The 25,958-nt window shown below is 43.4% G+C and carries 20 protein-coding genes and 1 pseudogene; 8 read left to right on the plus strand and 13 right to left on the minus strand.

Annotated features, from left to right (window positions below):
• Positions 1–9: 9 nt before the first annotated feature.
• Together AC50YG_RS19195 and AC50YG_RS19200 are read right to left on the minus strand one after the other, a co-directional pair.
• Positions 10–603, minus strand: a complete 594-nt coding sequence (locus AC50YG_RS19195) for an NAD-dependent epimerase/dehydratase family protein (RefSeq protein ID WP_494828724.1) — start codon at positions 601–603, stop codon at positions 10–12.
• A gap of 12 nt (positions 604–615) precedes the next feature.
• A complete protein-coding gene (locus AC50YG_RS19200) occupies positions 616–1,221 on the minus strand; it encodes a DUF4304 domain-containing protein (protein ID WP_494828726.1) in 606 nt (201 codons plus the stop codon).
• 337 nt (positions 1,222–1,558) lie between these two features.
• Between AC50YG_RS19200 and AC50YG_RS19205 the strand changes: the two genes are divergently transcribed.
• Complete coding sequence (locus AC50YG_RS19205; RefSeq protein WP_494828812.1) at positions 1,559–2,356, plus strand: undecaprenyl-diphosphate phosphatase; 798 nt, start codon at positions 1,559–1,561, stop codon at positions 2,354–2,356.
• Positions 2,357–2,788: 432 nt separating this feature from the next.
• Positions 2,789–3,682, plus strand: a complete 894-nt coding sequence (locus AC50YG_RS19210) for an alpha/beta hydrolase (protein ID WP_473756028.1) — start codon at positions 2,789–2,791, stop codon at positions 3,680–3,682.
• A 60-nt stretch (positions 3,683–3,742) separates the two neighbouring features.
• Here AC50YG_RS19210 and AC50YG_RS19215 read toward each other — a convergent pair.
• From AC50YG_RS19215 to AC50YG_RS19230, 4 genes and pseudogenes are all read right to left on the minus strand, one after another.
• Positions 3,743–4,290: pseudogene (locus AC50YG_RS19215) on the minus strand (GNAT family N-acetyltransferase).
• A gap of 217 nt (positions 4,291–4,507) precedes the next feature.
• Positions 4,508–5,287 (minus strand): class B sortase, encoded by a 780-nt coding sequence (locus AC50YG_RS19220; RefSeq protein ID WP_494828728.1) that lies wholly within the window; start codon positions 5,285–5,287, stop codon positions 4,508–4,510.
• Between the two features lie 19 nt (positions 5,288–5,306).
• A complete protein-coding gene (locus AC50YG_RS19225) occupies positions 5,307–11,321 on the minus strand; it encodes a DUF7601 domain-containing protein (protein ID WP_494828730.1) in 6,015 nt (2,004 codons plus the stop codon).
• Between the two features lie 357 nt (positions 11,322–11,678).
• Positions 11,679–13,730: a methyl-accepting chemotaxis protein gene (locus tag AC50YG_RS19230; RefSeq protein WP_494828732.1), complete on the minus strand. Its 2,052-nt coding sequence runs from the start codon at positions 13,728–13,730 to the stop codon at positions 11,679–11,681.
• Positions 13,731–14,027: 297 nt separating this feature from the next.
• On the opposite strand from AC50YG_RS19230, the gene AC50YG_RS19235 reads away from it, so the two are divergent.
• On the plus strand, positions 14,028–15,281 hold the full coding sequence (locus AC50YG_RS19235) for a hypothetical protein (RefSeq protein ID WP_494828734.1): 1,254 nt from the start codon (positions 14,028–14,030) through the stop codon (positions 15,279–15,281).
• Between the two features lie 148 nt (positions 15,282–15,429).
• On the opposite strand, the gene AC50YG_RS19240 is transcribed toward AC50YG_RS19235, so the two are convergent.
• The 4 genes from AC50YG_RS19240 to AC50YG_RS19255 all read right to left on the minus strand — a co-directional run bounded on the left by AC50YG_RS19240 (position 15,430) and on the right by AC50YG_RS19255 (position 19,334).
• Positions 15,430–16,338, minus strand: a complete 909-nt coding sequence (locus tag AC50YG_RS19240) for an NAD-dependent epimerase/dehydratase family protein (RefSeq protein WP_494828736.1) — start codon at positions 16,336–16,338, stop codon at positions 15,430–15,432.
• 21 nt (positions 16,339–16,359) lie between these two features.
• The gene (locus AC50YG_RS19245; RefSeq protein ID WP_494828738.1) at positions 16,360–17,475 is read right to left on the minus strand and encodes a kanamycin nucleotidyltransferase C-terminal domain-containing protein; all 1,116 of its coding nucleotides are present in this window, start codon (positions 17,473–17,475) and stop codon (positions 16,360–16,362) included.
• A 207-nt stretch (positions 17,476–17,682) separates the two neighbouring features.
• Positions 17,683–17,949: a CD3324 family protein gene (locus tag AC50YG_RS19250; RefSeq protein WP_494828740.1), complete on the minus strand. Its 267-nt coding sequence runs from the start codon at positions 17,947–17,949 to the stop codon at positions 17,683–17,685.
• A gap of 458 nt (positions 17,950–18,407) precedes the next feature.
• On the minus strand, positions 18,408–19,334 hold the full coding sequence (locus AC50YG_RS19255; RefSeq protein WP_494828741.1) for a restriction endonuclease: 927 nt from the start codon (positions 19,332–19,334) through the stop codon (positions 18,408–18,410).
• Positions 19,335–19,457: 123 nt separating this feature from the next.
• Between AC50YG_RS19255 and AC50YG_RS19260 the strand changes: the two genes are divergently transcribed.
• Positions 19,458–19,751, plus strand: a complete 294-nt coding sequence (locus AC50YG_RS19260; protein WP_494828743.1) for a hypothetical protein — start codon at positions 19,458–19,460, stop codon at positions 19,749–19,751.
• Positions 19,752–19,756: 5 nt separating this feature from the next.
• Here the strand turns inward: AC50YG_RS19260 and AC50YG_RS19265 are convergent, their stop codons facing one another.
• Positions 19,757–20,098: a helix-turn-helix domain-containing protein gene (locus tag AC50YG_RS19265; protein WP_494828745.1), complete on the minus strand. Its 342-nt coding sequence runs from the start codon at positions 20,096–20,098 to the stop codon at positions 19,757–19,759.
• A 166-nt stretch (positions 20,099–20,264) separates the two neighbouring features.
• On the opposite strand from AC50YG_RS19265, the gene AC50YG_RS19270 reads away from it, so the two are divergent.
• The 4 genes from AC50YG_RS19270 to AC50YG_RS19285 are packed head-to-tail and all read left to right on the plus strand — an operon-like array spanning position 20,265 to position 23,223.
• Positions 20,265–21,428, plus strand: a complete 1,164-nt coding sequence (locus tag AC50YG_RS19270) for an ankyrin repeat domain-containing protein (protein WP_494828747.1) — start codon at positions 20,265–20,267, stop codon at positions 21,426–21,428.
• Between the two features lie 53 nt (positions 21,429–21,481).
• Positions 21,482–21,883, plus strand: coding sequence for a hypothetical protein (locus tag AC50YG_RS19275; RefSeq protein ID WP_494828749.1), 402 nt, complete (start codon positions 21,482–21,484; stop codon positions 21,881–21,883).
• Between the two features lie 36 nt (positions 21,884–21,919).
• On the plus strand, positions 21,920–22,360 hold the full coding sequence (locus AC50YG_RS19280; RefSeq protein WP_494828751.1) for a group I intron-associated PD-(D/E)XK endonuclease: 441 nt from the start codon (positions 21,920–21,922) through the stop codon (positions 22,358–22,360).
• An 11-nt stretch (positions 22,361–22,371) separates the two neighbouring features.
• Positions 22,372–23,223, plus strand: coding sequence for an alpha/beta fold hydrolase (locus AC50YG_RS19285; RefSeq protein WP_494828753.1), 852 nt, complete (start codon positions 22,372–22,374; stop codon positions 23,221–23,223).
• 345 nt (positions 23,224–23,568) lie between these two features.
• Here the strand turns inward: AC50YG_RS19285 and AC50YG_RS19290 are convergent, their stop codons facing one another.
• Positions 23,569–24,948 (minus strand): hypothetical protein, encoded by a 1,380-nt coding sequence (locus tag AC50YG_RS19290; protein WP_494828755.1) that lies wholly within the window; start codon positions 24,946–24,948, stop codon positions 23,569–23,571.
• A 290-nt stretch (positions 24,949–25,238) separates the two neighbouring features.
• Positions 25,239–25,775 carry a DUF669 domain-containing protein gene (locus AC50YG_RS19295; RefSeq protein ID WP_494828757.1) on the minus strand — a complete coding sequence of 179 codons (537 nt, stop codon included), beginning with the start codon at positions 25,773–25,775 and terminating at the stop codon, positions 25,239–25,241.
• Between the last annotated feature and the right edge of the window lie 183 nt (positions 25,776–25,958).

Raw genomic sequence — 25,958 nt, forward strand, 5'->3', positions numbered from 1 at the left:
TCTCTCCCTTCAAGTATGGATATTCATTTGCCTCCTGCCATGCAAATCCTTTTCCACTTCTTTTACATACCCCCTATCAGTAAAATGGCCACCTATTGGGTGGCCAAAAACGACTGATAAGCTATTACAACCTTTTGCTAACCGTAATCCATACCTCACATGTTCCTCCAATTGAACAACGGTCTCCACGAATTTATTTATAGGACGGTAGCCCAAGTCGTTTCTGATTTTGTTGCAGTTATACGTCATTCTTATTGGGTTTCCATCAGGTATGATCAGCGTTTTGTTCATAGCATGCGCCATACGTACAGTAAACTCATTTTCTGTATAGTTTCCGTCCACAGCGTTGTAGATCTGGCTTACTGCCGCAGAATGCGTCGCTGCTAATACACACATCTCAGCTAGATTACCCGCATGCACCCATGGTGTCAAATCCTCAGAATGAATCCAATCCACCTTTTCTGCCGCAGCAAGCTTTGCGATCAGCTTGTAGCCCCAGTGGGAGCTATCCCTTGCACCCTCTTTGAGACACTTTGTGGCAATTTTGTCCCCTACAGTTACAGAAATACCTGTAACAAAAACAACCTTATCACGAAGCCTCATTTAAATCCCCCTTTATTTAAATTCTACTCCGTATTTATTGAAGATGGCCTCGTACTTATTTTCAAATATGGTCCATCGATTTTCTGCTCCATACTTCTCCTGCAAAGCCTTTAAATATTGTTTTGCTGCTGCTTCATCGTTGGATTGCAACAGCAATTGAAAGCTCTCCTCGCCCAGATGCAAAAAAGGACCCGAAATGTAATAGTCCACAACAGACCTCGCACTGGTCATCGTATCATAGAAATGAATAACTTCTTCCAATCCGTTTAACAGCGTTTTTTTCAACTCATCCCTATCCGTATCTGGAGAAATGGCAAAGCGAGCCGGAACAGCCCGGGCAATCGCCTCGATTCTTGCTCTGAAGTGACACTCCGCCTCCTTAGGCTCCGTCAAAATCTCTTTCGATTGAATTTGCGCCAACTCCGCCGCATAAATGCCGCAGTTCACATAAAACATAACATTGTCCGCCGAATTGCCCGAGGATTTTTGGAAATTGAACATGTAGATGAGACCTTCTGTTGCTTTACTGAAATTCAAACTCTTCTTTGCAAAGCCATGCTGAGCAAGGAACGGCTTTACATCCTGCTTAATCAGATCGTTAAAAAGCTGCTGCAACACAATCCCTCCTAGGTAAAATTACCATAGCTGCTACCTGGCTTTTATTTAATACTGCTGAATCCGGTTTTATGACAACGTCCTATGGACGTCTGTTACTTTTATTATATGGATTGTTTTTCCAGAGTCTACCTCCTTTTCACCTAAATTATCGATTTGTCAAAATATGTTCTCGCCCGGAAGAAGTCGGCTTTCTTGTTCTTTTTGATTATGCAGCTCCTCTCTTACAAAGTTGTAAGGAAGAAGCTTGATTTTGTAATCTAAATCGATACATTCTTGGATTGCTTGTTAACTATAATCGAGTAAGTATTGAAATGGGGAGGTTATTGGATTGAACGAGATAAACGAATACGTTAAGGCCGTCATCATGGGGATCATTGAAGGGCTAACCGAATTTCTGCCCGTATCGTCTACAGGCCATATGATACTGGCTGGGCACTTGCTGGACTTTGAAGGGGCTGCTGCCGATACTTTTAAGATTGTTATTCAGCTTGGGGCGGTTCTCGCCGTGCTAGTTCTTTATTGGAAAAGGTTTCTCGGATTTTTGAAGGTGACTCCCGCAGCGTTGAAGCGACCGGGCATTAATATTATCCATGTCATTATCGCCATGATTCCCTTCGTCATTACCGGTTTCACAATCCACGGCTTTATAAAGGAGCGATTATTCGGTCCTGCGCCCGTGCTTATCGGACTTGTCGCCGGAGGTGTTCTCATGATTATCGCAGACAGGTATAGAGGAAAAGTCAATGCGGAGACAATGGATGACATTTCATATAAACAGGCTTTCGGAATCGGCTTATTTCAATGCTTGGCCGTATGGCCCGGGTTCTCGAGATCCGGATCAACAATTTCCGGAGGGATGCTGCTTGGGACAAGCCAAAAGGCGGCGGCTGAATTCACGTTTATCGTCTCCGTTCCGATTATGTTCGGAGCTTCTGCCTACGATCTCTATAAGAGCAGAGACTTCTTGACCTCCGCCGATATTCCGTTATTTCTCATCGGCCTGGTTGCGGCGTTCATCGTCGCCATGATTGCGATTATAACTTTCCTGAACTTGGTCAAAAAGTTGAGATTGTCGTGGTTTGCCTATTACCGGTTCGTCCTAGCAATCGCCTTTTTTATTATTTTATATTTATAAGACTGATTAGAAGTCTCATGTTACCTAATTCATATCGCCCAAGCCGAGGCAGCGATTAATAATCTCCCTTCAAACAACCGAAGGGAGATTTGTGAGCCCGTACGAAGTTTCAAGCAAATCTGGTAAATATGTATTATATTGTGGCGTGAACAGATTACGAAAATCATGATTTACATAATATTCTAAATATGGTACCATCATCTTGAATGCGTTTACATTCATGACTGCGCATGGCTTTGATTCTCGGGCTTGGATATTACTGCGGGTCGGGGTCGGGAGAGGGGGGCGGCCATTCCATATTGAAAGGGTTTACAATCAGATAGTAAAAGGAGAGTAGCTTCTAAAGAGAGTCATAGAACAGAGTGAATTAGGGTCCACTCGAACTAGCAAGGCCAAGAGCATTCACAAATTTATTCAAGGAGGATTATTGAAATGAAGAAAACCTTATCTCGCATTTTTAGTCTGGCTTTGGTCACTGCGTTAATGGTGCCGACAATGTCTTATGCTGCGTCCCAGACACAAAACCAGAGCAGCCCTGCTGTCACGGCTACCAGCGGACCTATAATCCCGGCTCCGCAAGGATATACCAATTATCGCGCAAATATTCCGCACGGAAACGTTCAGCAGATTTCCTATTATTCCTCAACAGTAGGCAAGTCGAGAAATGCGATGGTGTATACGCCTCCGGGCTATTCAACTTCAAAAAAATATAATGTCCTCTACTTGCTGCACGGTATTGGCGGGGATCAGAATGAATGGCTCAATAATATGAATCCGAGGAATATTCTCGACAACCTGTACTCCGAGAACAAACTGGAGCCAATGATTGTAGTATTCCCGAACGGTCGCGCAATGTGGGATGATCGCCCAGTTGGCGATATTTATGCTCCGGACAAGGTAGCCGCCTTCGAAAGATTTGAGTTTGATCTGATCAATGATCTCATTCCTTACATCGACTCCCATTATCCGGTGTATACAAATCGGCAGAATCGCGCGTTAGCCGGCTTATCGATGGGAGGCGGACAAACACTGAACTTTGGACTAACCCATCTGAACAAATTCGCTTGGATTGGTGCGTTCTCATCCGCTCCTAATACGAAGTCAGCATCGCAGCTCATTTCCAATCCGCTTCAGGTTGCCAGTCAACTGAAGCTGCTGTGGCTGTCATGCGGCGCATCGGACGGTCTGCTGTGGGTCAGCCAAAACTTCCATAATAGCTTGAACACTATGAATATCCCGCACATGTGGTATCTAGATGTGGGCGGACATGAAGGGAAAGTTTGGAGCAGCGGGCTGTATCAATTTTCGCAACGCATCTTTAAGTAAAACCCTTTAAGTGAAAGCTGGACGAAAACCGTGACGTTTTCCGTCCAGCTTTTTTGCGTATCAATTCTGGTTCAAGCCATTTTTGACCCATTCTTTTTTTAGCAAAGCGTATTGAAAAGTATTTTCGTATTTCGGTGTTCCATCAGCGTAATTCGTAAATGAAATGAATTCCATAAAACAGCCTTCTTTACGCATACCTAGTTTTTCACATAGCTTTTGTGATCTGAAATTATCATCCTCGACATAGGCATATAATCTTCTTGCTTCTTCTTGTATAAAAAGATACTTTAATAAGGCCTCCGCGCTTTCAGTTGCATATCCCATTCCTTCGAATTTAGCGTTAAAATTCCAACCGATACTATACGTGTCAGGTTCTTGCTTCAGGCAAAACAGTTCTCCAATAATATGGTCACTTTCTTTGAGACAGACCGCAATATGAGAGTCTTCACTGCCTTTTTTTGAACCTCTAAAGCCGCTTCTTCCAGAGTTGAAATACTATCCTGAAGAAAGCAATTTACTCTGGGATTAGCCGAGTATTCTAGAAGTCCTTGAGCGTCTGCCGCAGAAAAGTTTCTTAATATCAGTCGATTAGTTTCAATAGCTTGCACTGTAATTCCCCCTGAGATTATGCAGTTTCCAAAAAAACTTGCTAATATTTATGATACAGTTCTACGCGCTATCTGTAACGGTAATTTTTTCGCGATTTTTCTTATGATATATTTGATGGACAAGGATATAACACCACAGAGTTTCGGAGGCAAAAAAAACGCGTCCTCCAAGTGGAGAACGCGATTTGAAGCAAATTGATTTCGTGTTTCAGCATCGTCATGAACGCTTTCGGGCGACCACCGCTAACCGGCCGTTGTCGGTCGAGTACTCGCACGTGGACAGCACAATAAGCTTGTCGCCATACCGGGCTGTTACTCCAGTGTCATAAAGAGCGAGTTCTTTGATATTTTGAACATACGAATCGAACTCGGCGGGCGTACTTGCATTCTCAATCTGGTAGTATTTAAAGACGTCGTCCGATTTGCGATAAACTTTTGAAAGCATAACGGCAACAATCTCATACTCTTCCTTTTCGTAAAGCGTGCTGAACTGGAATGTAGCATGCTCTTTATAAAAGCTTTCGTTCTTGTACTTCATTAAATCTTTAAACATCCAGCCGCTTTTCATGTGATGTCCATGAATTAGCAAAATGTCCGAACCGTCGGTCCGACTATGCGCGTCCAAAAAAGGGAGGCCGCCTTTGTTTTCCTTTTTATCGAAATCATGATTGAGATAGTACTCCGCATCCTGTAGATTCTGCATGACTGGGTACTCAATTCGGGTGCCGTCAATCTTCAGCCAGCCCACGATATCCGGGTTCCTCTCGTAAAGCTCTCGAAATTCGGGAAGCATGACCGGCTCATTCGCCTTATTGAACAAAAGGGAGGGGAATGCATCCCCTCCGACTTTGTCAGACCCTTCTTCCCAAACATTTGTCAGCTCTTTGATTTTCTGCTGCTCAGCATAATCCCGCAGGAGAGTTCTCGAAATACTCACGAGAGAAAATACCAACACAAGGAAGGAAATGGCGATAAGAAATTTCTTAGTTTTGCTCATTTTCTTACCGCCTTTCCGGTCACTGGATGTACTTTTTCTTCTTGTTACCGAGTAGACAGAACCCAATCGTCAACAAGGACATCAGCGCCAAAACCATATAGAAGATTGGCGGTACGCTGTTGTCTCCGGTTTCCGGAGCATCGTCCAGCTCGTTGTTACCGTTGTCGGTTCCACTGTTGCCGTTGTTGGTTCCGCCGTTACCGTTGCCGGTTCCGCCGTTACCGTTGTCGGTTCCGCCGTTACCGTTGTCAGTTTCGCCGTTACCGTTGTCAGTTTCGCCGTTACCATTGCCGGTTCCACCGTTACCGTTGTCGGTTCCACCGTTACCGTTGTCGGTTCCGCCGTTACCGTTGTCGGTTCCACCGTTACCGTTGTCGGTTCCACCGTTACCGTTGTCGGTTCCACCGTTACCGTTGTCGGTTCCACCGTTACCGTTGTCGGTTCCACCGTTACTGTTGTCGGTTCCACCGTTACCGTTGTCGGTTCCACCGTTTCCGTTGCCAGGGTTGCCACCGTTTCCGTTGCCAGGGTTGCCACCGTTTCCGTTGCCAGGGTTGCCACCGGAACTGATCGGCTTCATTGGCACATCATATTTTACAATGTCAAAATCGACAGAAATCGTATTACTCTTGTGCGTCTCGTATCCGTCCTTCGTTACGATCAGATAGTAATCCGCTTCAGGAAACACCATGTACGCATAGAAGCCATTTTCGTCGCTATCCTGCTCCGGGCTCTCATTATCGTGCGGTGGAAAATTTGGAACCGCAGGAAGCGTTACTTTTGTATCCGGAATGCGGCCTTTATCTCTATTGCGCTGCGTATCCGCATAATACAATGTAACTTTGGCTCCGTCAATTTTCTTGCCAGTAATGGCATCTCCTGTCGTTTCATCATATACGGTACCGTAAGGATCGACCAATTCCTCGGAAATATTCAGCTCTCCGTTAGCCTTTACGTCCAGCTGTGTCACCTTGAAGAGCAGTTCCTCGCCGGTCACAGCTGTATAGCGAATCTCCATTGTGTACTTCTGCTCGCTTAGCCCTTCAACGGAGAAAGTTCCGTTCGAAGCCATTGGAAACGCCTTGGGACGACCGTTCTCCGTAATATAGTTGCCGGCCTGGTCCTTCAAATAGATATGCATCTGGCTGGTAAACGAATTGTTGAATAGCTCTGTTGCTCCATCCAGCTGCTTGAACAGAACAATCCCTACCGCCGTAATATCCGCCGGAACGGTCTCGCCTGTCACGCTGCTGTCCACATTTGCTTTTTGCGTGAATTCTACAGGGACATCCTTCCCGCCTACCTGATACCTCTTTGTATATGTGATCGTATAGTCGGTATCCGCTGTGACTGGGACCGAATACTCACCCTTCTCATTCGTCTCCACCTGAAGCTCCTTGCCTGTCTTCAGATCGGTCACCGTAATGGGTGCATTCGGAATGACTTCTCCTGTGTTGTTGTCACGCAGCACGCCTTCCAGATACGGGCGTGTATTGACAAAGTGTGCTTCGCCCACGTTTTTCTCCGGAATGGTGCCTGTGCGAACGAGACTTTCGGGATCCGTCACATAGCCTTCATTCGTATAATCATCTTGGGTCACCTTATACTGGAGATACGTCGGAAGTCCTTGCACAACGAGCGTCTGGCCATGTGTAAGCTCGAAGGTCTCTCCGCTCCTGATCGTGCCCTTGCTGCCGTCCGACTTCTCATAGGAGTAGGCTTCGCTTGCTCCCTCGCCTGTGAAGGTAACCGTGTACTTGAACGGCAGCTGTTTGTCTTCGTCTTTGCCTTTAACCGTGTTGCTGATTAGCAGGCCGCCCTTCAAGACTCGCAAGTTCGTAAATGGGGCCTCTTCATCTTTGCCCTCCATGACTCCGGTATAATACCGTTCCTCAGGAATGGTCACGTATTCGTCGGCTGTGTATTCCTTCTGGGTAATGGTGTATTTCAGATCCTTAGGCAGATCCAAAATATCCAGTGTCTCTCCATCCTTGAGCTTGAAGGTATCGCGGGACTTGATCGTACCTGTTCCGCCGCCCGACTTCAAGTAAGAGTAGCTTCCATCCTTGCCTGCATCCTCAAAGAGGACCGTGTACTCGAACTCCTTCGTCTTGTCGCCGCCGTTGCCCATGACCGTATTGCTGACGGTCAGCTTGTTAACGTTTCGCTCATTGATGAAGTCCGCCTTGTGGTCGCCTTTATTCACGATTGTTTCAGACAGCTCTCTCGTCTCCGGCGTGGTGATATAACCATCAACGGTCGTATAATCGGCTTCCGTTATGGTATAGACCAGATCCGCAGGCAATGCTGGGAGTGTCACAGATTCTCCGTGCTTAAGGGTAATCTTGTCTCCGCTCTTAATCGTGCCAAACGTATTATCCGACTTCTGATAGACGTACTCTCCATCCTTGCCTTCACCAGTGAAGGTCACGGTGTATTCAAAATCCTTGGAAGAGTCGCTGCCGTTTCCTTCCACCTTATTGCTGATGGTCAGCTTTCCTTGCGCCGGTGTAGGTACGACCAGCGGAATATCAGAGGTTACTTTCACGCCGTCTACCCAGATGGGCTTTCCAGGCGTATTCCCTACGTATACCTGATAAATTCTTGTAGTTGGCAACCATGTCGTTGTGTCAATATAAGTTTCCTTCAGCTCATAATACCCTGGATCTGGGAATAGCAGATTAAGCTTCCCTCCGCTATCGGTTGTTCCTTTAGCGACTTGAGTTCCGTCGCCTTTCTTATAGAGCGTGAACTCTACATCTTTTAGCGGATTGTTATTGGGATCTACCTTTTTCAGAGGCAGCAGGGCATTGGAGTTTGAACTGCCGGCTACGTCTGAATTATCCAGCGTGCTTTCACTTTTGGCACTGACAGATTTCAGCTTATCATCGCCCATCAGCTTTACCTCGTTGCCCATTTTGTCGCCAGCTCTCGCTTTAGAAGGGTCAACCTCGGTTTGGTACACAAACTGGTAAAACTTATTAGGGTCGTCCATTTTAAATAGTAGAACCGTAGTGCCGTCCTCACCGGGCCCAGCTTCCACCCGAACTTCAGAATTCGGGTCGCTGAGATTCAGCGCAGCACCGTCTCGTTCCAGAGCGCCGCCAGCAGTCAGTTTAGCAGGATAGACCGCCATACTAGGCGCTGTCAGCACAAGCTTTCCGTCTCCTTCATAGCGTAGATTCATACCTGCACCTAGGGTATCCTGTAAATAAACGCCCTGCTCCATGTTGAATGGCGGGGTATAGTTTACCGTCCACTCCAGCACCCCTGGAACTGGTTTAGTTACCGACTTGCCCAGAGTCTGAATAGGTACAATAACTTTGCGCTGTTCAGTGAGAATCTTCTCTTCTCCGCCCCATGTCATATGTAGGTCGGCTTTGTTATACAGCACCTGCTTGTCTGTGCCGTTGGTGGTGTACTCCTCTAAATATTTCTCCAGAGCCGCATTGGAAGGTCTTGCCTTAACCAGAATGACATAAGGGCTTTCCAACTTGGAGAAAGTGAAGGTGCCTTCATTGCCGCTATGGGAAAAACTCGCCACATGAGCAGGGCTGTTTGGCTCAATGATTGACACGGCGTTGTTTCGAACCCCATAGCCCGTGCCGCTGACATTGTCCGAGTAGCCCTTATAAAGCTCATAATCCTTTCCCTCTCCAAAAGGAACGAATTCCCAACCCTCGGGCAAGGTGTCCACCAGCTTCACATTGGTGATGACCCGACTTCCGCCGTCTTTCGCCATTTCGACTGTGTTGTAGCCCGGCATATTGATGCTTAGGCGGAAGGTGACCGTCTTAGTTATTCGGTCATAACCAGCTAAGGTGTATGCATCGCCGCTTGATGAGCTGTCATAACCGATATAGCGTTGAACGTTGTTCGGAGTATACCAGGTGTCAGCCGTCCCATCCCCCTTAATAGGATAGGATGCCGTAAGCATATCCTTGTTCAGCATATGCAGGTGAAGGTTGGCGCTGTTTTGCGCTTGTTTCACGGTTTCGCCGTCAATAAGCAAAGCCCGATTCCAGATCGTTTTCCCTGCGTTAATATCCTGTCTGAAGAGGATGTCTGTGTTGGTCTCAAGGGCACGGAAGCTGAAGGATGAAGCTACTTCGGTGTAACCGGTCACCTTGATCAAATCAGCCACCACTTTACCGTCCACGGTCAAAGGAATATTTTTCATGGTCAGGCTGGTTGCATTAGTCTTTAGAGTTCCCGCCTGATATTGCTTCCAAAGCTGCGCAGTATTGACGTTGCCCTTGATTTTCGCAATCGTTTCCGCACTAACCTCGCCCGTTTCATCCACAGCGTTGTCCAAGACGTTCAAATCTCCGCCATGCACCAGCACATCGTATACCGCTGCATTTGGCAAGGCGTACTGTGGCGTTAAATTAACGGTCCATGTAACGCTGCCCAGGTTATAATCCTCCATCGTAATAGCGCCTGTTTTTGTAAAAGTGTGCGCCCCAATGGTGACAATCGCCTCGTCAGTCACTGCGTTAGGTCTTGTGCCAGTCATGACATCGTTATTCTGTATGCCATTTGGTGTATCCAAATTCCAGTTGGCACGAGGATCGATTCTAAAGCTGGAACCGCTTTTCACCTTGCTCTTAATTACTAATTCCACTTTACCGTTAATATCCCCAAAGGAATAAAGTCCGCTTGAATCTGGTGTAATTTGTGTTTCTTCAGATACAGTACCATCTACCGTTGTCTTCCATGCAGCCGATTCAAATTCCAGCCCAGCAGGTAATACATTGGTTATAGAAAAGTCCTTTAACCCTTTTTTGTTATATTGGTTAACGGTTACTTTCCAGGTAATCGTTTCATTTGGATGGTCATAGGAGGCGGATGCTTGGATCCAGTCGGGTGCTACCCACGTTTCCCGCACTGCAGTGGCTTTTACACTAGCACCCGCATCCCTCAGTTCAACCTTTGGATCAAAACGCTGTCCGTTAGATCGACCGGGATCGAGCCCCACGCCCCGATATTCTTTATAATACATATCCTTGTTAAACCACGCTTGATACTCAACTTTTGGATCTACCCCAGTATCTGCTGGGAAAATGTAGCTCAGCCCGCCATCTGCATCGATGGTTGGCTCTACCGTAGTGCCGTTTACCTTGAAGGATCCCGGTACATAGACCATACGGTAATCAGAAGGCTTTGTATAGAACGTCATCCCATCTAGTGGCAGCTTGATTGTTGCATCAAGCACATCAAAAGAGGATGGAGTAGACTGGATGGTCAAATAACCATCCTGATAGGCAGGCACGGTCACATACCACCAAGTCCAGCTCCCATTCTTTGGCCAGTTGTTCCCTGCCAAGTTGATGCTGTACGTCGGCGTAACATCCGGGTTCTTTAGCTCATACGCTCCCCCGAAAATCGAGATAGGCTTGGTATCGCCGTAATTCATGCCCGTTACATCCGAATTGGCAGTGGTTTCAAAGCCGAAGGTAACTGCTCTACCAATACCATTGAAAAACCAATCGTCGCCATTAAACACAATCCTGATGCTATTCGGGGTGAAATAAGCGGTACCAAGCTGTTTCGCTCCGAATTCAGTTGTGGCCATCAAGGATTTGGTAGCTGTTGGCAGCACCACTTCCTTGAAGTAGGGATCCCTGTTTAGCTCAATCGAGTCTCCCTTCTGAATGTACTTGCTCGTGTCATTTTCATCCGGGGTATTTGCATAATCCCCCTTCACCGGCACCTTGAGGCCCTCTGATTTGAGGGTAAATGCCTGTCGGCCCTGAATAGTACCGCCTGGAGCAATTTCAGTTCCCTGCGTCACCTTCAGCGGAAAGGCTGAATTTTCATCCATGAACAACACCGTTTTGTCCGTCACGGCTGCCGTCATCATTATGGAATTGTTCGGCACATTGTATACCGCCTCAGTTACTGATTGCGGTTCGTCCGTGCTCGAGGTGCTTTCCGCATATGCAGGGACAGAGAATGCCACCGTCTGCAGGACAAGCATAATGGCCAGGCAGAAAGAGAGTATTGCTTTACCTATGCTGCGTTTACGTTTCAAGACACATTTCTCCTCCATTCCCGAAAATACTGATATACTTTGAACCGAATTTGAACACTTTCTTTCTTAGTTTAAAAACTTAGCCTCTACAAAATCTCTACAATGTAAGGATTTTTTTTCCTCTTTCAAATTTCAATAAAAAAACAACCACTGACAGACTTCAAAACGTCAAATATAGTTCGCAATAATGGCTTCCTAACCTTGCATTTTTTCCTTTAAATGAATGGATTGGGTGTGGGGTATTCCTGAAGCGAGCTCCGTTTTTGGAAAGGGGGCTTGTTCTAAAAGTAATGCGTTTGAATTCCTTTTCGCAAAATAAAAAGGCGCCCATTCAGGCACCTTCTGATACTAAATCCATTAAAGCTTAAACTTATCCACGACCGCTTGCAGATCTACTGCCATACGGGTCAGGTGAGACGAGGAGGAAGATATATCTTCCATTGAAGCCAGCTGCTGCTGCGTTGCTGCCGATACCGTCTGTGCGCCCGCAGCAGTCGATTGAGAAACATGGGAGATGTCCCTGATTGCCTTCACCACTTGCGATGCCCCTGTAGAAATTTGTCCAGCTGTCACCTTTACCTCGCGAACCTGACTATCCACCTCGTCAACAGAACGCTCAATATCGGCGAATAGCCTACCCGCCAGCTGAACAACATTCATGCCTACGCTCACTTCGTTTGTCGTTACTCTCATTGAATTCTCCACTTTGCTGATCTCTTCACGAATCGCGACGATTAGAGCAGCCACTTTCTCCGTCGACTGCGTGGATTGCTCGGCTAGCTTCCTCACTTCTCCCGCAACTACAGCAAATCCGCGACCTTGTTCCCCTGCCCTCGCAGCCTCGATTGCTGCATTTAATGCCAGCAGGTTCGTTTGCTGGGATATAGACGAGATAGCTTCAATAATTTGGCCAATCTCGGTGGAAGTATGCACTAAATGGCTAATGACGTCAGACAATCCGTCGACTGAGCTGTTTATCGAGCTCATTTGTTTCACAGCGCTTTGAACAGCTTGTCCGCCTTCCGTTGATTTCACTGAAACCTGCTCAGTCATTGCTGCAGTCGTATGCGCGCGTTCGACAATTTGCTGTATTTTACCCGAAACGTCATCAATTGTTCGCGCACTTTCGTCAACTAAGCTTACCTGCTCATTGGCACCATCCGCCATCTGTTCAATTGCACCTGCGATATGCTCTGTGGCCGTTGCGGTTTGTTCCGCGCTTGCTGACAACTGTTCTGACGAAGCTGCCAACTGAGTGGCCGAATGACCTACTTCGGATAAAACCGTTCTTAGCGAATCGACCATTAGATTAAAGGTAGCGCCAAGCTCACCAAACTCGTCCTTCGACTTAACGTCCACCCGCTGGCTCAAGTCTCCCCGACTAATAATTCGGGATATATCGGTTAGAGCTCTCAAAGGCTTAATAATTGAACGAACGATGAAGAACATTAGGCATGATCCGATTAGCGTGCACAACACAATTACGAGCAGCGTATTGTTTAGAATAGGAGCCGCTGTACGTGTAACTTCACTTGGAGAGCGATCGCCTGCAATCTTCCAACCTGTTAATGAATTTGTAATGTAAATCAAACTCCGAGTATCCCCATCTGGAGATACCTGCTCCATTTGACCTGACTCGTCGCTGAACATCGCTGGTGGTTGATTAGCCGCATTAGCTGTTGTTTCCTCAGATATATTAGCTGTTGTATTAGCTGTAGCAGTGGCACTATCCATTCCCTCTGATGCTACTCCAACTCCCCAAGGAGGAGAAACAATACCAAAGCCCTCGGAGCTAAGAATAATAATAAAACCATTTTCTCCGATCTTTACATCATTAACGGTTTGCTTTAATTCTTCCAAATTAAGCACGACAGCGACTACTGACTGTCCGTTACTCGCGGCCTTCGTTATAGCCACAACCGTATTTCCCGTTTCCGTCGAAGTATACGGTTCCGTAATTACGACCTGATCCTTACTCTGAATAGCCTGCGTGTACAATGTACTTTCCTTCGGGTTGTAATCCGAGGCAAGCTTGAGACTGCTAGGGGCATAGAGATAATCCCCACTGCTTGCAATAATTGTGACGGCTTCAACCTCGGGGTGGTTCTGCGCATACACATTCAGCTGTTCGCCAGCCGATTCATTCGACAGCTGCTGCGACAATGTATTTACATCAGCAATCTTTGCTTCTATGTATTGATCGACCATTTTGCTAACAAGAGATATATCGGTTGTAGCCATGCTCTGGAGCTGATCATCCACTTTATTCTTTGCGGTTATGTAAGAAAAACCCCCAATTGCTAAGCTAGGCAGCAACAGAATAAGCATGAACGAGATAACTAATTTGTTTCGGACTGAGACGAGCTTAATCTTAAACTTAGAATGAAATAGTTTGATAACGGGTTTCATCTAGTTGCCTCCTTCATCTAAAAATGGGTTACCACGATTATATTCTATTTCAAATTTTTACATATGAACCTGAACTTAAACTCCGCTGAAGAAATGCTGAATGTAACTTAATGCGCTACGTGTTGCAATAAAGCTATTGCTGTCGCTTTGATCTGTCATACAACGCTCCGAACGCTCCGCTCTATCTCTAACGGCATTTCTTAAATTTATTTCACTAAATTATCCAAGCCTATTGCGGTTTATGATATCTTTAGTTACAAAAAAGAAAATACAGCTTACTAAATGAGGAGATACCAGATGAAACCGTGGAATGGACTAGTTGTAGGTATACTCGTGCTCACACTTCTTATTTGCACAGACACCATTTCAGCACAACAAGTAAGGCTTACTGCGGAGCAGAAGGACGTTCTAGCACAAACCTTGGCTGATGCTAACGAAAATAATTTAATTGGAGTTTCGGACACCGGATGGGTTTATTACAAGGATAAAGATTGGACAACGCGCAAACGTTATTTGGATGGATCGCAGGATCAATTGGCTTCTTCAGAGAAGCTGCTATATTTTGCTGCTCCGACTGAATATTTCACTCGTGACAATCGTAATATGAATGTCTTATCGATTCGTGACGATCAACCATTTTTGAATAAGCTGTATGAAAAACCAGAGTATTATTTTTTCTTTAAATCGGGTAATTCTATTATTTATTGGGAAGGTACGGAGAGAAAAAAGGTTAAATGGGCTGATGAGTGGATTTTTAAGTATACGAAAGGAAATGTCAAAATCGCGGGTCTTGACGGCAGCGGAGCAAAAACGCTTTTCAAAGATAATGGAAATCTCGATTATTTCTCGATGGTCATTCATAATGGATATTTGTATTATGCACTTCTTAACGAGGATCGCAACGGGGGTGAATTGTTCCGTATCGGTCTTAACGGGCAAGGACGAGTTATAATTACGGATGACTACCTAACTGGTGTCGAGTCCAATGACGGAAACGTTCCTGGAGGTCTGCGTTTCGATGCGATGAATGGAGAGCGTTATAGCCCTGGTCTTGTCATTAATAATACGGTTTTCTATCAATCAACTGACTACTCGTACTACCGGATTAATGTTGATGGCACCAAGAAGATTAAGCTTTCCGGCAATACGGCTGGGAATATAATCGATGGTGACTCGATGTATTACATAACACCGATAGTTAATAAAACTGGCGAAATAAGCTTCCATGGTCCGATCTATAAAATAAAGCTCGGTGGCGGGAAGCCAATCCAGCTAACAGGAAAAATGACTATTTTTTTAACCGCTAAAGATGGCTGGATTTATTACATATATAAAACGATTAACGAAAAAACTGTATTGGAGCGAAAGAAGACAGATGGCTCTGGACTTAAACAGCAAGTCATGTCGGGCCAGTTAAAAAAATACTCTATAAATAAACTTGTCGATAACTGGTTCGTATACTCTGACGAGAACGGTCTGTCTCGGGTGAATCTTAATAGTGGTCAAAAAATTGCAGTTGAGCTTTATCCGGATAAAGAGTGGTGGCAGTAATACTCTTAAAGGGCTATCGGAGGGGAGTTATTGTATCTCGTCATTGGTAGCCCTTACGATGGAAAGATTCCGCCTAAAACTTGCCGTTATTTAAGATACGATTCTTGCTGTCTGTAACGGCAAGTTTTAGGACCCACCTTTATGCATTTCATTGCTCCTTACACGTTAGAAGCCAACTTTGAGCTTGTTTCTCTAATTGAGCAACTGTCTCTTCAAACTTTTTTATTGGTCGGTAGCCTAATTCGTTTCTTATTTTATTGTAGTTATATGCCATTCTTATTGGGCTACCATCCGGTATGATGAGCGTTTTATTTAGAGCATGCACAATACGTACACTAAACTCACCTTCTGTATAGTTTCCGTCCACCGCATTATAGGTCTGATTGACTGCCGCAGCATGCGTTGCTGCTAATACGCACATCTCAGCTAAGTTATCCGCATGTATCCAAGGTGTTAAATCCTCAGGATGAATCCAATCTATATTATCTGTCGCAGCAAGCTTGGCGATCAGCCTGTCGCCCCAGTGGGAGTTATTTTCAGCACATATAATGCCTGGACGCAAAATGACGCAGCCTAACCCATCAGCCATTGCAGCTTGTACAATTCGTTCCGATTCGCACTTCGTTGAAGTGTACACCTCAGAGTGACCGTATGCTAATTCACTGGCTTCATCCAGCTCCACCTCTCCTTCCAGATGACCATAAACGGATACAGTAGAAATATGTACGAGGCGTTTAACTCCTGCCAATATAGCCTCATCAACCAGACTTTGGACCCCTTGAATATTAGATTTCTCAGCAGTGGCCCTATCGTCACCAAGATACGCTGCAGCGTGAATGATAACATCTACATCTGCAAGTGCTTCCTTTATGACGCTTCTATCCATTAGGTCTCCGATTATAGGGACAATGCCAAGATTGTTACAAAGGAGAACTTGCTCTTTGTTTCTTATAAGCCCTTTAACTTTTGCGCCCTCTCCGAGGCACTTTGTGACAATCTTGTCCCCTACCGTTCCCGAAACACCGGTAACAAAAACAACTTTATTGCGAAGCTTCATTAGAAATTCCCCTTTATGACATTAGACTTTGTTTGTATAAAATAACTCAAATTCAGCTACTGTGTCGAACTGATTCAAAGGTACACCTTCTGTTTTAAGATGGTTTTCTAACTTTTCAGTAAGCTGTAGAACGGCTAATCGCAACGGCTCGAAATCTGTTGGATCCAAAAGCGCAACAAGGTCTGGATACCCATATTGGATGTAAAACTCGCGATGCTCACCTAAGTCAATATTGCTAGGCCAACATCCTTTTTCCGCCGCATACAAATTTCGCGCTAACCCGTCCTGCACACCAATAGCAACGAAAAAGGCTGTTTCGTAATCGCCCTTCTCGCACGCGGTTAAAAGTTTATTCAACATACCTTTTTCCTCTTCATAGTACCCATTCATTTGTCCATTATAAGAGCGAATCTTTTTCTTACTGTTTTGTCGCTCCGATATAAGGCAAAGTGTATCCGTAATTAGTTTTTCACAAGCTAATATAACTTCATCCGGAGTACGGCTGAACATAATAATATCAAGATATTGATCCAGTTGGTCCGGCTTAATGGGGAGGCTTCTGACTTGCTCGCGATAGTGGCCCCACATGCGCCTATAGTAAATTTGGTTTAAGAAGCCAAGAGACTTAAAAATTTTAACCATAATCATCTGAGCCTGAGTTCGACAATACGACAACTCCTTGGAGTTGCCAGCAAGCTGCATTTTAGCCATGTAGAAAAAGCAATCCTTTACTACTGATTCGGCTTTGATCGTCAATTCAGTTGCTTTGGACTCACTGCCCATGTTGGATATGGTTTCACGAAGCTCCATGAACCTCGCAAGATCGCCTTCTGATCGAACATATAACAGCTCACAGTCTGCTATAATCGTCGTATTCCACTCCTCGAATGCTGCCATTCTCTCTGCACGATCCCACCCAATTGGCCAGAAATCAAAGCTAATGCCGTCGATTATAAACTGACACCCTACTTGTCTCCCTCTGGCTGTGGCCGGAATAAAGAAAAAATCTAAATCCGATCGCTTGGTCGCTCGACCCTGCAGGTATGATCCGTAGTAGCCGACAATTGCAACATCCTCAGGGTAATAGGTCTTTATATGTTTAACAATAATGTCCGCTACAGCAAAAACATCAATCATTGAATAATCTCCTTATTGTAGAACAAGTAATATGTGCTTTGTTTTTATCCCTATAGTAACCATGCCCGAAGCTTAAATATATATAATAAATACTTAGAAACCATTTATTACTTAAGGATTTTTGAAAGATGTGCTGCTACATGTTTTCCTCTTTTTAGGAAAAAGAAAAAGCCACACAGGAATTCCTCCCGATGTGACTTTGTGAGATTATTTTTTTGAATAAACGATTTTTTTAATGCTATCGCAAGAAAGGCAAAATTGTTCGGATAGTTGATCAATTTTTGCTCCGGCTGAAAAGTTTTTACGTATTTCATCATTTCTTTGGTTTAAGTATGTTCGGCCCCCGGAGCTTTCGCCCCATTTTTTACGCGATTGCTCAGGAGTAGGTATGTATATCATTCCACCTTGGACATACTTCTGCACTTCCTTTAGCAAGCTTTCAGGAAGGATAATATCGGCATTTACATATTTCATAATAGCTCTGCCCCTTAAAATAATTTTTAAGTTTTAAGGAAGCAAAGTCTATACTACAAATCGTTTCATCATGCCATGATGTCAGGCGGTAAATGATTCGTTCGCTCTATACAACAACCGCCGTTGTTTGTAGTGTAGACTTCGCATAGAGCAGATTGCTAAAAAACCAGTCATCTGCAACCCTCCTTCCTAAAAGATAGATTAAAGTTCTATTATAACGGTAAACCGCTTTCAAAAATATGCATAAAATAGTTATAATCATTTATTACACAATTGTATAAAATAACCACAAAAATATTAACAAAGATACGACTGAATCCGGTGTGCTGCGCTCCAGTCGTATCTTTGTTATTTGCTATTTAAACTCATTAGGAAATCTGCTCTCGGTTTTATTATTATTTATGATACGGTTCACCGCGTTTGGTGCTTCGGCAACGAAAATGTTTCTGAGATTGGCTCTATAATCCTTGTTTATCCTCTTTTTCCTTATAGAAGATTGCTTTATCTATAGAGACAGGCCAATTTGTTCCGTAGTAAGAGTTAAGTAGTTTAGAGAGATCCGTATTATTAATAAGTTCAATTCCGTTCCGTCCGGCTTCTTCTTTGGACTTCCGAGTAAAATCGGAGGCACATACTACAATGCCTTTTGTCGCCCGATCTGCTGTTACCACACCTATTAACGCCCAAATCACTTCTGGACCAACTTTTGAGTTTGAGTTCTTGCACTCTATGTAAATCTTTTCTTTCCTGCCCAACTCTTGCGATATTGCAATTACATCCTTGCCTCCATCGTTAGAATAAGGAGTTACTGTTGTCTCGTATCCCATTTTTTCAAATAATACTCCAACTAGGTACTCAAACTGTCTAGGATGTAAGCGCAAGAAATACTCTTTTGGATGCTCTTTATCAATATATCTAGCTTTTATAACCGAAACGGCATCGCTCAGCCCATTGATTTCAAGATCATGCAATATCATTATGTGCGCTGAAATATATGAGCTAATTGCATCTATTGCCCTCAAGGGGTAGTATGGCAGTAAATCTAATATCCACGTGATACCTTCCCATGCATAATTATCACTCGAAGTTAGTCGCCTTAAGTACTCTGTACCAACTAAGTCTCCATAAAATTCTCCATTAGTTGCTTGGTATCCATTTAACTTATTAGCATCACGTTCAGACTCTCCAGTTCTTACTAGAAATCTTCGTAGCACTGTTTTTATTTGTTCTTCGGTTAAGGAATGAATCACACTTATGAATTGATCCATTACTTGATCGGACGGAAATGACTTACCATTTATAAGCTGATCGAATTCGTTTGAAAGAATAATTCTTAACCATTCATCAAACTGTAGTGTTGATGCATCAACAAAATACCTTCTCATATTGACTCCTTTTTTACTTAAGTTTAGTAATTAGACTGCTTACCTGTTGAAATCTGAATTTGTCACGAAAAAAATAAACCCGAGAGACAAGAAAACTGATTTGTCCTCGGGAGGTGATAGAAGATGAGTGAAGTATTAAAAATATACGAACAATTCGTAACAGAAGAAAATCAGTTATGCAGGCGCATTGAAACACTGAATATTATTCAATCTTACATTCTGCATACCGTTCACAAACACGGCCCCGAACTGGACACGTTAACTGTTGAAGATGTACTGATGTCAATCAATAAAATACAACAAGACCTGCAAACGGAACTTATTCATGTTCGGTTGGAAAAAAGCATCCTTTCCCATAAGCACAACAGCCCTAAAAATGTCGACACAGAAAAAGCATATCTGTCAGCCACTGAATAGATCTGCTATTTGTACTTAGACGTTTCCCAGTCAAACACGTTCCTTATCATTTTAAGTATCATTACCTTGTCTTGCATGGAGCGGGTAGATAACAGCTCGTTAATTTGAACCAACTCGTCTTCCCGCTTCATCGGATCAATGTAACGAAAAAGTTCTTCCATGGAGACATGAAGTCCAGTGGCGATTTTTTCTAAGCTCTCAACCGTAACATTCTTCTCACCACGCTCGACTTGCCCAATATAGTTTGTATGTAAGCCAGCTAATTCACCGAGCTGTTCCTGGCTTAATTGCTGATCTTTTCTCAATAGCCGTATGCGATCTCCCAGCCTATTAATAAGGTCTGCCATATAACCACCTCAATACAAGCTTAAATGAGGTTATAGAATTACTTAACAAACTATAAGTGTTACTTGACTAGCGAATAACATCAATAGATAATATATGTAAATCCAATCAAATTTATAGTGTTTATAGTTGCTTCAGTATCTCGACCATCCATTCAAGGAGGATTATATGAAACCAACAATAATGCTACTTTTTCATTTTGGCATTAACAACAAGCTCAAAAAATCCTTACATTTTAATCATTCAAAACGCATCCTTACAGTTGTGAGTTTCATTTTACTCACCATACTTACTTCATCCTGCACATCATACAAACCTGATTCTCCTGTCACCCAAGTTACGAATACATATAACGCTTCAATCGTAGCCAAAGACTATTTCCCAACAGATACCACTATGGTTCGCACATATAACTCCTACTCTAATGATGGAAAAACGCTGCTTATTGACTATGAAACTACAAAATTCGTTAGCGCAAATGGTGATAACTCAACTTTTTTAATCGACATTGTTGGAACGGATTCTCTGCATGAGCCCACACGAAATATGCAAACCTATTATGATATTTCATCAACGGCGGTGATTGAGAGCCAATCAAGTAATAATTTGCTTGGCATGACACGAAACGATCCCCGTACGATACTGACTAATAAGCAGAATTGGGTTGATAATGAAGGAACAGTGTACACTCTGACAGGTACAAATTCTGAAATTGTTACCCCCTCAGGTACCTATTACAACTGTATTGAAATTACTAAAGAAACCTATCTTAAGGAAAAGGTCGTAGGATATTGGAAGGCTTATTATGCCCCTCAAATCGGCTTAGTACAGCTTCAATTAAAAATGCCAAAAATGTCCGATTACTTTGTATATAAGGAACTCGTTCAAGTTCAATTAATAGACAACTTCAATATAGCAAGCTCCACTAATCAAACAGAATTGAACCAAAAGCTTCTTGATGCAGCTTCCAATGCGGATGAAGAACAAGTAAAGGAGCTACTTAATCAAGGCGCTGACCCCAACGCTAGTGATACTAGTGGTCTCACTCCTTTATCCGTCTCTTATTTTAGTACAGACAGAAATGACTACATGTTTAATAATATTGTGCAACTACTTATAGAAGCTGGAGCCGACCCCAATATTCCAACTAGTCAACAAGGAGATACCGCTTTAGGTAATGTTATAGTAAGAGGAAACATTGATCTGGTAAAAGTGCTACTGGCTGCTGGTGCTAATCCCTCATTAGTGGAGGACAACGGCCTCACAGCAATGGAGCTGGCTCATGGATTCCCTGAGATTCAAGCGCTGCTTCAACCTAAATATACACCTTAACAAACCTTACAGTAATCATACTAATTAATGATTCTTGAAAGGAGTTTCAATAAATGACGGACATCTACAAATTTGAGCCTAAACAGCAGCAGCGCAAAATTACAGCTACAGAACCTGTTCATTTTGAACAAGAGGTAGCACAGGATATTTCTCGTCTTCAAAATAGCCTATCCAATGGTAATGTAGAAATATCATGGGAAGAAGCATTTAATAACGCCAAAAACTTCTATCGTCGCTACCCTGCCCTCATGGAATATGCAAGAAGCAGCAACTGCTTACTAAGAGGCGAAGACGATGTGCATTGGAAGAACATTCTGCAGGCCAAGTACAGTTTAGGCAGTAGAGAGGGCTTAAATCCACATACCGGTTCAAATTATGAATTTCATAAGGACGTTATGAATGATGACTGGGGGAAATATTTTGAGCAAAAGCACGAAGACGACACTACCGAATAAGCTTGATCTAAGCTGTTTCTACAGGGGGCATAATTTATGAGCAAAAGGTATACTCACCAAGCTGCTGAACCGATTGTTTCTGCCCTACTTCTGGAGCAAGGCTTTGTAGTCGCTCGCGCCTCCTCACCCGAATCAGGCTACCACTTGGCAGCAAATAAAAATAATGTAACTGCGCGGTTGCTCATTAAACATCTGCAATTTGATGAATGTTATAAAAATTCTCTTTTGCCTTATCAGGTATATAAAATAAAAGCCTTTCCAAACGGAAAGCATGATTCAACTACGCTACAGCATGTCGATTTCATTATCGGCTACAATCTATTGGATAACTCATTTGCTTGCGTTCCTGTTGACGTTTACCGTAATCAGGGTATTGCCTGCTTTCACTCCAAAGAAGGCTTACGTCATGAATACTTCAATTCGTGGGATGAATTACATGCCTTTACAAGCAGTGATATCTTACCAATAGTAAAGTGAGGGTATGTTTAATGAGAAGAAAATTTATTCTACTGTGTGCTACGCTGGTTTTTCTGACCACTATGACGGGGAATGTTTTTGCTAAACCTGACAAAGAAGGCTTGCCAGACACGCTCACAGGCTACAAAGTTGATGTAGGTGGATTCAAACTGTATGGAGAGGTTAACGGGATAACAACAGGGAATCATCCTACAGTAGTATTCAATGCTGGATATGGGGACTCCTATACCATATGGGACAAGGTGGAGCCTACCCTAAGAAAGAAGACACAGACTGTTCTGTATGACAGGGCTGGGATAGGTTGGAGTCAACAAAGCATTGGTTCAACTCATACGGCTCTGGATCAGTCTATTCAGCTTCATAAGTTGCTTAAAGGTTTGGATGTGCCTCCACCCTATCTATTTGTTACCCACGGCATATCTGGGCTGAACATTCGTATGTATGCTGCATTGTACCAAGATGAGGTAGCAGGAGTCGTCTTTTTAGACCCTTCTCATGAATATCAGGAACAGGCATTATTTCCTGATGAAAAGGATGAGCTTATACGAAGGTATAAGACTGAAATGGTTGAGGAAGGTGACTGGATAGACCTTAATATCACATATGGTCAAGTAGCTCGCACATCCAGACCTATAGACCCTCTACGTAACATCCCTATCTTTGTTGCTACTGCGGGTAAAAAGGCATTTGATACGGAAACCATGAAGATATGGAATCACATGCAAAAAGACATTGCCAGCCTATCAGATAACACCGTTCGTATAGTCGACAAAAAGTCTGGTCATTACGTTATGACCGATAATCCCAATACCGTTATTAAAGCAGTGGATAATGTGCTAACTCGAATTCAAGCACTACCTTAGTATTCAATTACAAATTAACTAATTTTTTAGACATCTTATACCCCAATTTGTTCGCTCAACTGAGGTGGGGATTTCAATCTGATTTTGAGAACGGAAGCGATTTTGGGCCTAAAAGATGATAGGCGGGCCTTTGTGAAAAGTCCCGCCCCATTGGTTCAAAAATTCTCCCTGTCCTGTTCAGTCTTCGATTCTGCTGCATCTGTATATTCCAACAATATATCCGCTAACAAATCAATAAAAGCTTTATAGGCATGCTCATTATTTTGTGACAACCTTACTCCCCCCTAACCCGTGCTATATAAATAAAGCAGGCTAGGGTAAAGTTAACGCCTGAAACTGCTTTATTTATGTGAGCGAGGAAGTTGGGCGTCGTTCACAAAATTTCTCAACAGCTGTAACCCAATCCTTTAAATCCTCTTGCAGACGCTCACTACCTTCGATTTGTTTAAAAATCTCTTGTAGCTCAACATATTTTGAATTGTATTTTGCCTGCCCTGTATCCGCACATAACCGTTCACGAATTTCCACCTGTGTCCATATATAATAAGGTGAATAATCCTCCCACCCCTTACGCAAGACCGCCTTTGTCCAATCCTTTCTATATTCGGGATTGGTCATTATCATTGTTTTCTCTTGCATCTGTAGAATGGACTGCACAATCTCATACTGGATTTCTTCCCACTCCGACCGCAATGGCTTATTGATAAGCTTAATTAGAGACTGCTCCATTTGATTAGGCCATGAATCCTCCTCGTTCGTTTGCTGCTCGGTATTTACATCTATAGACGTTTCCGCTGGTATGCCTTGTTCCTCCTCGGCCAGACCTTCATTGTCTATTAACACTTGTCGTTGTCCCAACCCTAAGTCCTTATGGAGAGCTCCCTTAATTGGATCGTACACGCGTTGAATATAATACACATCGCCCTCTAACCGCCATGTTAACATACCCAAATTTGAAAGCTGATTAAGATAACCCTCCATCCTTTGAATCGCTCTTGGCTTGTTCCGATCATCCTTGTTGTTTATTAAACGAAGTAGCGTATCCTGTTTACGATAGAAAAGTGATTTTTTCATCACCATATTCATATACATTAAGTTTTTCATACCATTGTCCAACTGCCGATACGGTATGTCTCTAATTATAATAAAGTTTCCGCAGCGTACATTATGCATAAATGCTTGCCCCCATGGTGTATTAAAATCCAAAGCGTAGTCATACACACGTTTGCCTGATGAATAACTAGTTCCCAATCTAAATAACGATCCTGTGACTGAGCATAAATCAGATCCGTTAGCTGTCCTCAAATGGTATTCTGCTTCTATTTTCAAATCGCTCAGTTTTTTCAACGATTTAGTTATCGCTTGGGTAGGTAAATCATGTCGACTTACCTTGAGCAATGAGCGGATATTCTTTGGCGTTATAGCAAGCAGCAGTTCATCCTCACCTTGTATAGACGCATCCGAGCTTGTAGAATTATAACCCTGCTCAAAGACGTATTGTGTTATGACCGCCCGAAGAATATCCATATCAGCCTGTGTAATATCTTCCGCAATTCCGTCAAACACTGGTCGCTGCATAGTAACTGTTGAACTATCTAATGAATGATAAGTTCTTATCGGGTTCAAAATACCCTGTGATGGCCGCCCACGTATGCCACATAAGCACAAAGTATCCAAAGCTCGTTCACTGTATAGAAGCAGACTGTCCTCTTTATGCTGTTCCATCCAATCACCTCCGATAAAAAAATCGCTCAATTCCCTCTCCGCTTAACATGCTCCTTCTCCATTCGATGATATTAAGCGGAGCATGGAGGACATTAAGCGGTTTGTGGAGAGAGTTGAGCGGGATAACGTAAGAATTAAGCGGAACTCATCCCATTTTCTTCTACTGGGAAGCTCATTAACGATGACTAAAAGAACTTTAAAAGAACCCTTATAAGAACATATAAAAGAAATTACAAGACCCTTTATACTGCCGCTGCGCGGCAGGGGCTTTCAGCCCCTTACCTTTTTCTTTATTGCTGTAGATATTCATGAGCGTTATAATCATCGACTTCCCATTCATGCAGCTTGTTCAGCTCATCCAATTTCATTCGACACTTCATAATTAAGTCAGGCACTAATTCATCTTGCTCTATTGCATTTAGTGGTTCTACTGGCATCTCAGTTTTCATGTATCTACTAACCTGCTCACGCAATCTCCCTTCGAATTCTCGATGCTTTATATACACTTTTATGTGGCTTCCCTCAATTAACTCAGCAAAGTCTTCAAACGATTCCCAATTATTGTCTTTAGATATATTTAGGGACTCCATTATCTGCTTTATTTTATATGCCCCGTTCATAGTGAGATTATCAAACACTTTTTTATGGTAAAAGGTTTGCTCCGTATCTTCTCTAATAGACATCATTAGTTTAATTCCTTCGTTTTGGGAAGATACAAACGTCATAGCAGTAGCTTTCTGTATCACCACTTCATAGTTTCCTTCGGGAATCAAATCATCCCCGTTATTAAAGAACTCCATCATTTTTGCTTTAAATGTATCGCTCATTGAAACTCCTCCATGTATGTGGTTTACCCAGCTACAACTCTTGTTCCCGGGAAGGAAGTGGCTTTGGTAAACCCAATATACATGCCATTTTTACAGGATGCAAGAGGGGTAAAAGCAGATTGGGCCCAGTGAATTAGAGATTGCCTAACGCTACGTTAGGAGATCTCCCCCTTCACTTTTTTT

The organism is Paenibacillus sp. J31R34, from assembly GCF_059383715.1.